Annotated in this window: 12 protein-coding genes and 1 pseudogene; all 13 read left to right on the forward strand. The window is 72.7% G+C overall.

Annotated features, from left to right (window positions below; genetic code table 11):
• The first annotated feature begins 57 nt into the window (after positions 1 to 57).
• Positions 58 to 870: an SAM-dependent methyltransferase gene (locus GWK61_RS11175; RefSeq protein ID WP_194908132.1), complete on the forward strand. Its 813-nt coding sequence runs from the start codon at positions 58 to 60 to the stop codon at positions 868 to 870.
• Positions 871 to 879: 9 nt separating this feature from the next.
• Complete coding sequence (locus GWK61_RS11180; protein WP_194908133.1) at positions 880 to 1,263, forward strand: tautomerase family protein; 384 nt, start codon at positions 880 to 882, stop codon at positions 1,261 to 1,263.
• The gene (locus GWK61_RS11185; RefSeq protein ID WP_194908134.1) at positions 1,260 to 1,685 is read left to right on the forward strand and encodes a cupin domain-containing protein; all 426 of its coding nucleotides are present in this window, start codon (positions 1,260 to 1,262) and stop codon (positions 1,683 to 1,685) included. The genes GWK61_RS11180 and GWK61_RS11185 overlap by 4 nt, the downstream gene beginning before the upstream one ends.
• A 6-nt stretch (positions 1,686 to 1,691) precedes the next feature.
• Complete coding sequence (ispG, locus tag GWK61_RS11190) at positions 1,692 to 2,855, forward strand: flavodoxin-dependent (E)-4-hydroxy-3-methylbut-2-enyl-diphosphate synthase (RefSeq protein ID WP_228562116.1); 1,164 nt, start codon at positions 1,692 to 1,694, stop codon at positions 2,853 to 2,855.
• Positions 2,848 to 3,780 (forward strand): annotated as a pseudogene (locus GWK61_RS11195) (4-hydroxy-3-methylbut-2-enyl diphosphate reductase); the annotation flags it as partial. The gene ispG and the pseudogene GWK61_RS11195, both read left to right, overlap by 8 nt.
• 287 nt (positions 3,781 to 4,067) lie before the next feature.
• Complete coding sequence (locus GWK61_RS11200; protein ID WP_194908135.1) at positions 4,068 to 4,562, forward strand: hypothetical protein; 495 nt, start codon at positions 4,068 to 4,070, stop codon at positions 4,560 to 4,562.
• Positions 4,563 to 4,853: 291 nt separating this feature from the next.
• Positions 4,854 to 6,038: an inositol-3-phosphate synthase gene (locus GWK61_RS11205; RefSeq protein ID WP_194908136.1), complete on the forward strand. Its 1,185-nt coding sequence runs from the start codon at positions 4,854 to 4,856 to the stop codon at positions 6,036 to 6,038.
• A complete protein-coding gene (locus tag GWK61_RS11210; protein ID WP_323747507.1) occupies positions 6,035 to 6,928 on the forward strand; it encodes an SCO3242 family prenyltransferase in 894 nt (297 codons plus the stop codon). Before GWK61_RS11205 ends, GWK61_RS11210 begins: the two co-directional genes overlap by 4 nt.
• Entirely contained in the window at positions 6,925 to 8,571 is a 1,647-nt protein-coding gene (locus GWK61_RS11215; protein WP_194908138.1) for a TIM barrel protein, read from the forward strand. The genes GWK61_RS11210 and GWK61_RS11215 overlap by 4 nt, the downstream gene beginning before the upstream one ends.
• A gap of 13 nt (positions 8,572 to 8,584) precedes the next feature.
• Positions 8,585 to 9,445, forward strand: coding sequence for a TatD family hydrolase (locus tag GWK61_RS11220; protein WP_194908139.1), 861 nt, complete (start codon positions 8,585 to 8,587; stop codon positions 9,443 to 9,445).
• Positions 9,446 to 9,450: 5 nt separating this feature from the next.
• The gene (gene eboE / locus GWK61_RS11225; protein WP_194908140.1) at positions 9,451 to 10,617 is read left to right on the forward strand and encodes a metabolite traffic protein EboE; all 1,167 of its coding nucleotides are present in this window, start codon (positions 9,451 to 9,453) and stop codon (positions 10,615 to 10,617) included.
• Positions 10,614 to 12,023, forward strand: a complete 1,410-nt coding sequence (locus GWK61_RS11230; RefSeq protein ID WP_194908142.1) for an alkaline phosphatase family protein — start codon at positions 10,614 to 10,616, stop codon at positions 12,021 to 12,023. Before eboE ends, GWK61_RS11230 begins: the two co-directional genes overlap by 4 nt.
• On the forward strand, positions 12,020 to 13,078 hold the full coding sequence (locus GWK61_RS11235; protein WP_194908143.1) for a polyprenyl synthetase family protein: 1,059 nt from the start codon (positions 12,020 to 12,022) through the stop codon (positions 13,076 to 13,078). Before GWK61_RS11230 ends, GWK61_RS11235 begins: the two co-directional genes overlap by 4 nt.
• Positions 13,079 to 13,093 lie beyond the last annotated feature (15 nt).

Below are 13,093 nucleotides of genomic sequence, written 5' to 3' on the forward strand. Positions count from 1 at the left end.
AATCAGGACTCTGCCACGGGTCCGCCGGCCGACCGACACGGCGAGGGGAAGACATCCGTGACGACCACCAGACCCGCCTGGGCGCCCGAGGGCGTCGACATCGAGCGGCCCGCCGCCGCCCGCGCCTACGACTACGTCCTGGGCGGCACGCACAACTTCGAGGTGGACCGCGAGCTGGCCCGCCGCCTGACCGAGGCCACCCCGGACCTGGCCCAGCACGCCCGGGCCAACCGGGCGTTCCTACAGCGCTGCACCCGCCACCTGCTGCGCCAGGGGGTGCGCCAGTTCCTCGACCTGGGCTCGGGCATCCCGGCCAGCGGCAACGTGCACGAGGTCGCGCTGGCGGTCGAGCCGGACACCCGCGTGATGTACGTGGACATCGACCCGGTGGCCGTCGCGCACAGCGAGCAGATCCTCGCCGACGTCCCGCAGAGCTCCATCATCCACGGGGACCTGCGCAAGGCGGACGCGATTCTGGACAGCCCCGAGACCAGGAGCCTGATCGACCTCGACCGGCCGGTCGCGGTCCTGCTGCTGGCGATCCTGCACGCCATGTCCGACGCCGACGACCCGTACGACATCGTGAACCGGCTCATGGACCGGCTGGCGCCGGGCAGCTACCTGGTGGTCTCGCACTCCACGTTCGAGCGCCGCCCGGAGGAGGCGGCCAAGATGGAGGAGCTGTCCAAGCAGAGCCCGACCGCGCTGCGCATGCGCAGCCGCTCGGAGATCACCCGGTTCTTCGACGGCCTGGAGGTCCTCGACCCCGGGATCACCTGGGTGTCGCAGTGGCATCTGGAAGAGGACGGCGGCGTGTTCGCGGCGGACCAGTCGGACATGCTGCTGTGCGGCGTCGGCCGGAAGCCGTAGGGGCCCGGCATGCCGAGCATCGAAGTGGACTTCTCGGGCCTGCCGGCCGGCCGTGCGCTGTCCCTGGCCGAGACCGTGCGCCGCGGCGTCGTCGCCGCGCTGCCCGACGTCGCGGCGGCGTGCAGCTGCCGGGCCCGGCCCTGCGTCGCGTCGCGGCCCGGCGGCTCGACCCAGCCGGCGGCCTGGATCGGCGTCGCGCTGTTCCCGGGCCGCACCCTGGAATGGAAGCGCACCCTGTACCGGGCGCTGGTGGACGCCTGCGCCGAGGCCGGGATCGGCGGCGACGCGGTGAGCATCACCGTGCGCGAGCCGGCACTGGAGAACTGGGGGATCCGCGGCGGGATACCCGGCGTGGACGTCTTCGAACCGAGCTCTGGAAGGGCGGGACCATGACTGTCACCGCGGGGGGACGCATCCGCGTCGGGGATGTCAGCGGCTGGGTCCGCACCGACCCCGACGCGCCGTTCAACATCATCGAGTTCTCCCTCGTGCCCGGCGGCGCACCGTCGCCGCGGCACGTCCACGACCGGATATTCGAGGCCGACTACGTCCTGGAAGGCCGGGTCCTGGCTCGGGTGGGCACCGAGACGGAGGTCGTCGAGGCCGGGACGTTCGTCCCGGTGCAGCCCGGCACGCCGCACAGCCTCGTCGCCCACGAGGGACCGGCGCGCCTGCTCGCCGTGCACTTCCCGGGCGCGGACGCGCTCGAGATGTTCGAGACGCTGGGGCGCGCGTTCGACGAGCGTCCGAGCCCTGAGGAACTCGCCAAACACCTGGCGGGCCTGGACATCCGCTTCGTCGGGGAAGAGGGGTGAGGTGCGATGCCGGCCACGCACGTCATGCTCCCCGATCCGGCGGTGCCGCCGAAACCGCTGGCCGGGCGGCGTCGCTCGCGCCAGGTCATGGTGGGGAGCGTGCCGGTGGGCGGGGACGCCCCCATCTCGGTGCAGTCGATGACCACGACGCTCACCGCCGACGTGAACTCCACGCTCCAGCAGATCGCGGAGCTGACGGCGACGGGGTGCCAGATCGTGCGGGTGGCGGTGCCTTCGCAGGACGACGCTGATGCGCTGGCGGCTATCGCGAAGAAGTCGCAGATCCCTGTTATCGCCGACATTCACTTCCAGCCGAAGTACGTGTTCGCCGCGATCGACGCCGGCTGTGCCGCGGTGCGCGTGAACCCCGGCAACATCAAGGCTTTCGACGACAAGGTCGGGGAGATCGCCAAGGCCGCCAAGGCTGCTGGTATTCCGATCCGGATCGGTGTGAACGCCGGCTCGTTGGACAAGCGGTTGTACGAGAAGTACGGCAAGGCCACTGCTGAGGCGTTGGTGGAGTCCGCGTTGTGGGAGTGCTCGTTGTTCGAGGAGCACGACTTCCGGGACATCAAGATTTCGGTCAAGCACAACGACCCGGTCGTGATGATCAACGCATATCGGCAGTTGGCCGAGGCCTGCGACTATCCGTTGCACCTGGGTGTCACCGAGGCCGGTCCGGCGTTCCAGGGCACCATCAAGTCCGCGGTGGCGTTCGGTGCGCTGCTGGCCGAGGGTATCGGTGACACCATCCGGGTCTCGCTGTCGGCGCCGCCGGTGGAGGAAGTCAAGGTCGGGCAGCAGATCCTGGAATCCCTGGGTCTGCGCAAGCGTGGCCTGGAGATCGTCTCCTGCCCCTCGTGCGGTCGGGCGCAGGTGGACGTGTACAAGCTCGCCGACCAGGTGACCGCCGCGCTCGACGGCATGAAAGTACCGCTGCGGGTCGCGGTCATGGGTTGCGTCGTGAACGGCCCGGGCGAGGCGCGCGAGGCGGACTTGGGTGTGGCCTCCGGCAACGGCAAGGGCCAGATCTTCGTGCGCGGCGAGGTCATCAAGACCGTGCCGGAGTCGCAGATCGTGGAGACGCTCATCGAGGAGGCTCTCAAGCTCGCCTCCGTCATGGGCCTGGAGATCGACACCGACACCGGCGAGGTGCGTGGCCATGAGTGATCGCAGAGTCCTGCTGGCCTCCCCGCGCGGCTTCTGCGCGGGGGTCGAGCGGGCGGTCCAGACCGTCGAGAAGGCGCTGGACCTCTACGGGCCGCCGGTCTACGTGCGGCACCAGATCGTCCACAACAAGCACGTGGTGGAAGCCCTCGAACAGCGGGGCGCGGTGTTCGTGGAAGAAGTCGACGAAGTGCCCTCCGGGGCCGTGGTCATCTATTCGGCCCACGGCATCGCGCCGGAGGTGCGGTCGGCGGCAGCCACGCGCGACCTGCACCCGATCGACGCGACCTGTCCGCTGGTGACGAAGGTGCACCGGGAGGCGGAGCGGTTCGCGCGCGAGGACTACGACATCCTCCTGATCGGGCACGCCGGCCACGAGGAGGTGGTGGGCACGCTCGGCCACGCGCCGGAGCGGATCCACCTGGTGGACGGGCCTGAGGACGTGGCGGATGTGAAGGTGCGCGATCCGGCGCGGGTGGCGTGGCTGTCGCAGACCACGCTGTCGGTGGACGAGACCGCAGCGACGGCGCAGCAGCTGCGGGAACGGTTCCCGCTGCTGCAGGATCCGCCGAGCGAGGACATCTGCTACGCCACGCAGAACCGCCAGACCGCGGTCCGCCGGGTCGCCGGCGAGTGCGATCTGCTGCTCGTGGTCGGGTCGGCGAACTCCTCGAACTCGCTGCGGCTGGTCGAGGTCGCGCTCGACGCCGGCGCCCGGGCCGCGCACCTCGTGGACGATCCGGGCGGTATCGACGAGGGCTGGTTCGACGGGGTCCGGACCGTCGGGCTGACCAGCGGCGCCTCGGCTCCGGAGGAGCTGGTCGCGCAGGTGCTGGACTATCTGGCCGAGCGCGGCTACGGCGACGTCAGCCAGGTCGAGGCGGCCGAGGAGCACACCGTCTTCGCGCTGCCGCACGAGTTGGGGCGGCCGCGGCCCGGCGGGGCTGCTCCGGTACTGGCTGATCCCGCCCCGGCCGACTCAGTCCCCGACGAAGGGCAGCCGACCGACTTCGTGCCAGTCGAGCCCGCCCTGACCGAACCCACTACTGGCGTTTCGGCGCCGGCCGACGCTGTCCCGGCCGACGCTGTCCGGACCGATGCTGTCCGGACCAGCACTGACCGGACCGACGCTGTCCCGGCCGAAACTGTCCGGACCGAACCCATCGCCACCAACTCCGCCCCGGCCGACCCCCGGCCGCCCGGGAACGACACGCCGTGACCGGCAGGTCGGTGACCTCTCCGGTCGTCACCATCCTGACCGTGACCCGCGGCCGCCTCGGTGCGGCGCTCGTCCAGGACCTGCATGCCCGCGCCGAACACCTGGCCGCGGTCGCCGGCCGGCCGGTGCGGCTCTCCGGCGTCCACGCGCCGAGCGGGCCGCTGGATCCGATGGTGGTCGGCGCGGTGTGCGATCTGATCGCGCGCAGCCACCCGATCGTCGTGGTCGAGGCGCTGGGGCAGCCGGGTCCGGCCGCCGCGGTCGCCGAGCAGGCGCTGCGGGCCGCGGCCAGCGTGGTCACGGCCTCCGAGGCGCTGGTCGCGCAGTGCGGTCCCCGGCTGCACGACCTGGCCGCGGCGCACGGGGTGGCGTTCCTGATCGCCTGCGGCGGCTGCCCGCTGCCGCCGCTGGTGCTGCTCGCGGCGCGGCCGGCCGGTGTGGCCTGGGAGGTGTCACACCGGCCGCAGCCTGCGGGGCGTTGCTGGGGGTGAGCCGGCGGACCGGGCCGGAGGAACCTTCTGTCATCCCATGGTTCGACAGGTTGTCATGTGTCGTGCGACGTCCGAACGAGCGTTCTCAGAGCTCTTATTCACTACCCACGGGTACGCGTTGACCCCCCTGACGGCGCCGGGATATAGTGAGTCATCCTGACTGACGGTCAGTCAATAGGTGTCAGTAAGCGCCCAGCCCGGGCGCCCGCAGGTCATTGGTGCACCGCCCACCCCCCACGGCTCCATCCGTCGTACCGCCACACGTTTCATCCGACATGAGGGGCAAAGACGATGACTCGAAACGACAAGTCGCCGATCGGCGCGTGGCTCGTGGGCTCGCGAGGCTCGATCGCCACGACCGTGGTCTCCGGCGCGGCCGCCATCGCGGCCGGCACCGCCGGCGCCGTCGGCTGCGTCACCGAACTGGCCGATTTCGCCTCCGCCGGGCTGGTCCCGGTGGACCGGCTGGTGTTCGGCGGCTGCGACGTGGTCACCACGCCGCTGCGCAAACGTGCTGAGCAGCTGGCCTCCGCCGGGGTGATCCCGGCGCACATCGGCGCCGCGGTCGGGGAGGCCCTGGACCGCGCCGAGAGCGAGATGATCACGATCGCGGGCCCCGGGACCGGCGTCCCGCAGCGGGTCCGCGCGGACTGCTTGATCAAGGCCCTGGCCGACTTCCAGGCCCGCACCGGCTGCGAGCAGGTGGTCGTGGTGAACGTCGCCTCCACCGAACCCACCCCCGATTCCGATCCGGCCTACCAGAGCCTGGAGGCCCTGGAAACGGCCCTGGACACCCGTCCCGACGTCCTCCCGCCGAGCTCCCTGGCGGCCTACGCCGCCTTCCGCAGCGGACACCCGTTCGTCGACTTCACGCCCTCGGTCGGCGCCCGCCTGCCGGCCCTGGACGAGTTGGCCCGCCAAGCGAACCTGCCCTATGCGGGCAATGACGGCAAGACCGGCGAAACCCTGGTGAAGTCGGTGCTCGCGCCGATGTTCGCCTACCGGGGCCTGGACGTCCGCTCCTGGTACAGCGCCAACATCCTCGGCGGCGGCGACGGCGCCACCCTGTCCGACTCCGAGGCCTGCGACACCAAGATCCGCTCCAAGGCCTCCTCGCTGTCCAAACTGCTGGGCTACGCCCCGGAGAGCACCGTGCGGATCGACTACGTCGCCGACATGGGCGACTGGAAGACGGCCTGGAACCACGTCGCCTTCCAGGGCTTCCTCGGCGTGCAGATGAAGCTCCAGTTCACCTGGCAGGGCTGCGACTCGGCCCTGGCCGCCCCGCTCATCCTGGACCTGGTCCGGCTCGCCGCCTTCGCCCAGCAGCGCGGCGAATCGGGTCCGCTGTCGGAGTTCGGCTTCTTCTTCAAGGACCCGGTCGGCGACGGCGACGACAGCCGGCTGTCGGGCCAGTACGACCGGCTCAAGGCATGGGTCGCGGGCGCGCCGGCCCCGGCCGGGACCGCGTCGTGAGCCGCCTGGGTACCCGCCGCGACGATCTGCGGGCGCTGACGGAACTGATCCGCGCCCCCGCCGCGCTGTCCGTCCCCGGCGACGTGATCGCCGGGGCGGCGGCCGCCGGCTGGCCGCTGGGCCGGACCCGCACCGCCGGGGTTGCCGCGTCGTCCGTGCTCCTCTACTGGGCCGGCATGGCGCTCAACGACTACGCCGACCGGGAGATCGACGCCAAGGAACGCCCGAACCGGCCGATCCCGTCCGGGCGGATCAGCCCGCAGACCGCGCTGCGCGTGGCCCAGTCGCTGACCGCCGGCGGCCTGGCGGTCTCGGCTTTGGCTGCGGGCCGCCGCGGGCTCGGCGTCTCGGTTCCGCTGGCCGCCGGCGTCTGGGCCTACGACACCGTCTTCAAGGGCACCCCGGCCGGGGCCGCGTCGATGGCACTGGCCCGGGGACTGAACGTGCTGGCGGGGGCCGGGATCGGCGGCGTGCGCAAGGCCGCGGTGCCCGCCGGGGTCGTGGCCGCGCACACCATGACCCTGATGGCGCTGTCGGCCAAGGAGGTCGACGGCTCCGACCCGGCGCTGCCGGCCGTCACGCTCGCGGCGACCTCCGCCGTGGGTACGGCGGCCGCGCTGCTGCCGGGCCGCTCGACGCGCCGCCGGGACAAGGCGGCGGCCGCCGCCGCGGCCGCCGGGTACGTCGCGATCTTCGGCCGGGCGCAGGCCAAGGCGGTGCGCAAGCCCACCGCCAAGAACCTCCAGAAGGCGGTCGGCGCCGGGATCATGAGCCTGATCCCGCTCCAGTCGGCGCTGTCCGGCAAGGCCGGGGCGCTCAAGCCGATGGGGCCGCTGCTGGCCGCGCTGCCGGTGGGCCGGATGCTCGGCCGGAAGGTGGCCACGACATGAGCGACGGCAGCGGACCAGGCCCGGCGGTGCCCGACGGGGTGCTGTGGGGCTACGGCACCAACGGCTTCGGGAACCACCGCCTCGAAGAGGCCCTGCGGATCATCGCCGACCTCGGATACCGGGGCGTGGCCCTGACCCTGGACAGCCATCACCTCGACCCGTTCGCCCCCGACGCGTCCGCCAAGGTCGGCCAGGTGGCGGCCCTTCTGGACCGCCTGGAACTGGCCGTCGTGATCGAAACCGGCGCGCGCTACCTGCTCGATCCGCGCCGCAAGCACCAGCCGTCGCTCGTCTCGCCCGAGGCCGAGCGCCGACTGCGCCTGATGGACCGCGCCTGCGCCATCGCCGGCGACCTGAACGCGCAGGCCGTCTCGTTCTGGAGCGGCGTCGACCACGACGACGATCCGGACGAGGCCTGGGACCGGCTGCGCGAGAACACCGCGCGGGTCGTGGGCTACGCCGACACCTACGGGGTGACACTCGGCCTGGAACCCGAGCCGGGCATGGTCGTGCAGACCCTGGACGACTACGAGGCGCTGCTGCTGGACCTGGGCTGCCCGCAGCGGCTGGGGCTGACGCTGGACGTCGGCCACTGCCGCGCGGTCGAGGAGCAGCCGGTGCCCGAATGCGTCCTGCGGGCCGCGCCCCGGCTGGTCAACGTGCAGATCGACGACATGGTGCGCGGCGTGCACGAGCACCTGGAGTTCGGCGCCGGCGAGATCGACTTCCCGCCGGTGATCGCCGCGCTGATCGACTCCGGATACTCCGGGCTGGTCGGCGTCGAGCTGCCCCGGCACAGCCACGCCGCCCCGGAGGTCGCGCGCCGCTCGCTGGAGTTCCTGCGCGCGGCGACGCCGGCGTCACAGACATCACAGACATCGCAGGCCCCGCCGACGCCGACGATCCAGACGACGTCCGCCGAGGCTCTGCGCCACGAGCTCGAAGCACACCTGGACTCCCGGGCCGCGGCCTGGCTCGACTCGGCGGTGGCCGAGATCGCCGCCGACGCGGACCGCTGCGCCGTGCACAGCGCGGGCGCCGCCCGGCGCTGCGGCCGCGCGCCGCTGACCGCGCGCTGGAGCGTCGACGAGGCGGTCAGGGCTCTGCTGCTCTACGCGGTGCCCGCCGAGCGCCGCGCCGAAGTCCTGTGGGACGTCTACACCCGCGGCGACCCGGCCGAGCGCCGCGCCGCCCTCAAAGCCCTGCCCCTGCTCCCCGGCCTGGCCGTGGGCAGCGGCCGGGCGCTGGTCGAGGACGCGCTGCGCACCAACGACGCGACCCTGATCACGGCGGCGCTCGGTCCGTACGCCGCCGCGCACCTGGAGCCGGACGCGCTGCGCCAGGCGGTGCTCAAGTGCGCCTTCCTGTCGGTGCCGTTCAGCGCGGTGCCCGAGGTGATCGCCCTGGCCGACGCGGAGCTGGCCGCGCTGCTGTCCGACTACGCCCGCGAGCGCGTCCTGGCCGGCCGCGACGTCGACGACCAGATCCTCGACCTGATCGCCGCACAGCCCAGCCGGGCCCGCACGGACCTGTCCACGCAGCTGGCCGACCTGGTCCGCGAGCCCGACGAGCGGGCCCGCTTCCGGTCCGAGGCGGCCCGGCGCGCCGCCGACCGCCTCGCGGCCGGCGCCGGGACTTCCTAGAAGGAGACGAACCATGCGCGTCTTCGATCCACACATCCACATGACCTCCCGCACCACCTCCGACTACCAGGTGATGGCCGACGCCGGGGTGGCCGCGATCGTCGAGCCCGCGTTCTGGCTCGGCCAGCCCCGGACCTCGGCGGAGACCTTCCTCGACTACTTCGACAGCCTGCTGGGCTGGGAGCCCTACCGGGCCGCGCAGTTCGGCATCACGCACTTCTGCGCCATCGCCCTGAACCCCAAGGAGGCCAACGACCCCCGCTGCCGGGCCGTCCTGGACCTGCTGCCGCGCTACCTGGAGAAGGACCGGGTGGTCGCGGTCGGCGAGGTCGGCCTGGACAGCGGCACGGCCGACGAGGAGAAGGTGCTGCTGGCCCAGCTGCACCTGGCCGCCGAGCACGGCCTGCCGGTCGTGGTCCACACCCCGCACCGGGACAAGGCGGCCGGGACCCGGCGGATCGTGGAGCTGGTCGCCGCCTCCGGCCTGCCGCCGGAGCACGTGGTGATCGACCACCTCAACGAGATGACCGTGGCCATGGTGAAGGACAGCGGCAGCTGGTGCGGCTTCACCATCTACCCGAACACGAAGATGGACCCGGCCCGGATGGCGCTGATCGCCGCCGACCACGGCCTGGACAAGGTGCTGATCAACTCCGCGGCCGACTGGGGCGTCAGCGACCCGCTGTCGACCGTGGCCACCGCCGCGGCCCTGGCCGGCGCCGGCTTCGACGACGCTGAGATCGCCCGCACCTTCTGGGACAACCCGGTGGCCTTCTACGGGCAGAGCGGCCGCCTGGTCTTCGACGACGCGGCCCTGGCCGACGCGCGCGACCAGGACTTCGGCGGCAACACCGTGGCCCGAGGGGAGAAGTGAGGGGCGTGCACTTCTCCCATCCCGACGGTGCGGACGTGCTGCTCAGCTACTGCACCAACGTCCACCCCGCGCAGGACGTGGCCGGGGTGGTGGCCCAGCTGGACCGCTACGCGGCCCCGATCCGCCGCCGCCTCGGCTGGCCCCGCCTGGGCCTGGGCCTGTGGCTGCCGGCCTCGGCCGCGGCGGTGCTGGCCGCCGACCCCGTCGCCCTGGCCGCCTTCGGCAGGGAACTGAGTACGCGCGACCTGTTCGTCGTCACCGTCAACGGCTTCCCGTACGGCGACTTCCACGGCGAGCGGGTCAAGAAGCTGGTGTACCGGCCCGACTGGTCCGATCCGCGACGGCTGGCCTACACCCTGGACCTGGCCCGGATCCTCGCGGCGCTGCTGCCCGGGGACGTCACCGAGGGGACCATCAGCACCCTGCCCCTGGGCTGGCGCGAGGGCTGGAGCGAAGAGCACCACACCGTGGCCCTCGGCCACCTGTCCGACCTGGCGCGCGAGCTGCGCCACCTGCGGCGGCAGACCGGCCGCAACATAAGGGTCGGCCTGGAGCCCGAACCCGGCTGCGTCATCGAGACCTGCGACGACCTGATCCGGGCCGGGCTGCCGGCGGAGATCGGCGACCACGTCGGCCTGTGCCTGGACACCTGCCACCTGGCCGTGGGCTTCAGCGACGCCGGCCGGTTCCTGAAAGCGGCCGCCGAGGCCGGGCTCAGCGTCGTGAAAGTGCAGGCGGCGTGCGCGCTGGAGGCCGATCGGCCCGCCGACGGCCCGGCCCATGAGGCCCTGCGCTCCCTGGCCGAGCCCCGCTATCTGCACCAGGTGCGGCGGCGGCGCCCGGACGGCGGCCTGGACGGCGTCGACGACCTCCCGGACGCGGCCCGCACGCTGGCCGCCGACGAACCCTGGCGCGTCCACTTCCACGCCCCCGTGCACCGCACGCACGTCGGCGCGCTGCGCACCACCCAGCCCGAACTCGCCGACGCGCTCGCCGGCCTGTTCGGCGGGCCGCACCCGGCCACCCGGCACCTGGAGGTCGAGACCTACACCTGGGACGTGCTGCCCGGGGCCGGCGGCGAGGCGGACCTCGTCGCGGGCATCGCCGGCGAGCTGTCCTGGACGGCGGGCCGGCTGACCTCACTCGGATTGAAGGGGGAGACACAGACATGAGCGCGGGAAAGAGCAACACCCTGAGCCGCGGCCGGGTCTACACGATCCTGGTCGTCGGGCTCACGCCGCGGCTGCTGCAGTTCATGCCGGCGCTGCGCAAGGTCGCCGAGAGCGGCTTCGCGGCGAACCTGGACCCGGTGTTCCCGGCGGTCACCACGCCGGTGCAGTCCAGCATGCTGACCGGCCGCTACCCGGACGAGCACGGCATCGTCGGCAACGGCTGGTTCTTCCGCGACCTCGGCGAGGTCCACTTCTGGAAGCAGCACAACGCCCTGGTGTCCGGCGAGAAGGTCTGGCACGCCGCCCGCAAGGCCGACCCGGAGTTCACCGTCGGCAACATGTGCTGGTGGTACGCGATGGGCATGGAGATCGACTCGGTCCTCACGCCGCGGCCGGTCTTCCACTACGACGGCTCGATCGAGCCGGACCTGTACACCCGGCCCGACGGGCTGCGCGCCGACCTGCAGCGCCGGTTCGGCACCTTCCCGCTGGCCGAGTTCTGGAGCCCGCTGTCCAACATCAAGCCGAGCAAGTGGCTGGTCTCCGCCGCCCGGCACCAGCTGGACGAGGCGCCGCACGACCTGGACCTGCTGTACATCCCGCACCTGGACTACGACCTCCAGCGCTACGGCGCCGACGGGCCCGAAGCCGTGCAGGCCGCCAAGGAGCTCGACACCGTCCTGGCCCCGCTGCTGAAGGACCTGGACGACCGCGGGTACCGGACCCTGATCGTCAGCGAGTACGGCCTGACCACCGTGGACCGGCCGATCGACATCAACCGCGCCCTGCGGCGCGCCGGACTGCTGAACGTCTACAGCCAGCACGGCATGGAGTACCTGGACCCGTGGACCTCCGCGGCGTTCGCGGTCTCCGACCACCAGGCCGCGCACGTCTACATCAAGGACCCGGCCGCGCACCAGGAGACCGTGCGCGGCCTGATCGCCGAACTGCCCGGCGTCGACCAGGTCCTGGACCGCGAACAGCAGGGCAAGTACCGCATCGGGCACTCCCGGGCCGGCGAGCTGGTCGCGATCGCCGACCCGACCTCCTGGTTCACGTACTACTACTGGCTCGACGACGACCGGGCCCCGGACTTCGCCCGCTGCATGGACTTCTTCAAGAAGCCCGGCTACGACCCGGCGGAGCTGTTCTTCGACCCCGACGACCGGTTCGTGAAGGTGCGCGCGGCGTACCAGCTGGCGCGGATGAAGCTGGGGATGCGCTCCGGCTTCAACGTCGTCCCGCTGGACCCGTCCTGCGTGCGGGGCAGCCACGGCCGGCTGCCCGACCGCGCCGAGGACGGCCCGATGGTGCTGTGCAGCGAGCCCGCCCTGGAGGCGAAGTCGTTCCACGCCACCGACGTCAAGTCCCTGATCCTGCGCACGGCCGGCCTGGAGGCGCTGTGAGCACCGTCTCGGGGCAGACCGCCACGCTGAGCCCGGACCAGGCGGCCACCATCCAGACCGATCTGGCCGAACGGCGCGCGCTGCTGCGGCGCGGCCTGCACGACGCGGTCGCCCGGCTCGGCGCCGACGTCCGGGCGATCGTGTCCTACCACCTGGGCTGGACCGACTCCGACGGCCGGCCGGCGGCTGCCGACTCCGGCAAGCTCCTGCGCGGCAGCATGGCCCTGCTCGGCGCCGAGGCCTTCGGCGCCGCGCCGGAGGCCGGGCTGCCCGGCGCGGTCGCGGTGGAGCTGGTGCACAACTTCTCCCTGCTCCACGACGACATCATCGACCTGGACCGGGAGCGCCGGCACCGGCCGACCGCCTGGACCGTGTTCGGCGTCGGGCCGACGATCGTGGCCGGCGACGCGCTGCTGGCCCTGGCGGTGCAGACGGTGCTGGAGGCACCCTCGCCGACCGCGGCCGAGGCCGCGTCGGTGCTGCTGTCGGCCACCGCGTCGATGATCGACGGCCAGGCCCTGGACCTGAGCTACCAGGTCCGGCGGGACGTGACCACCGGCGAGGTGGGCGCGATGTCGGAGAAGAAGACCGGGGCGCTGCTCGGCTGCGCGGCGGCGATCGGCGCGGTGCTGGCCGGCGCCGACCGGCCGGTCTGGGAGGCGATGCGCGAGTTCGGGACCCGGCTGGGCGTGGCGTTCCAGGCCGTCGACGACGTGCTGGGCACCTGGGGCGACCCGCTGGTGACCGGCAAGGACGTGGGCAGCGACCTGCGCCGCCGCAAGCTCACCCTGCCGCTGGCCGCCGCGCTGGCGGCCGAGGGCGAGCACGCCGAGGAACTACGGGCCCTGATGAACGCGGCCAGCGACCTCGAACCCTGGTACGTGCGGCGGGCGACCGCGCTGCTGGACGCCTGCGGCGCCCGCGGCTGGACCGAGGAGCACGCCCGCGAGCAGTTCGGGGTGGCCGTGGCCGCCCTGGACCGGGCCGGCGTCGTGGGACGTCCGCGCGAACTGCTGCACGGCATAGCGGCCTTCTCGGTCTGGCGCGCCTATTGAGCACCACCCGCTGAA

Origin of the sequence: Catenulispora rubra (assembly GCF_015356825.1) — a bacterium.
In the GTDB taxonomy this organism is placed as follows: Bacteria; Actinomycetota; Actinomycetes; order Streptomycetales; family Catenulisporaceae; genus Catenulispora; species Catenulispora rubra.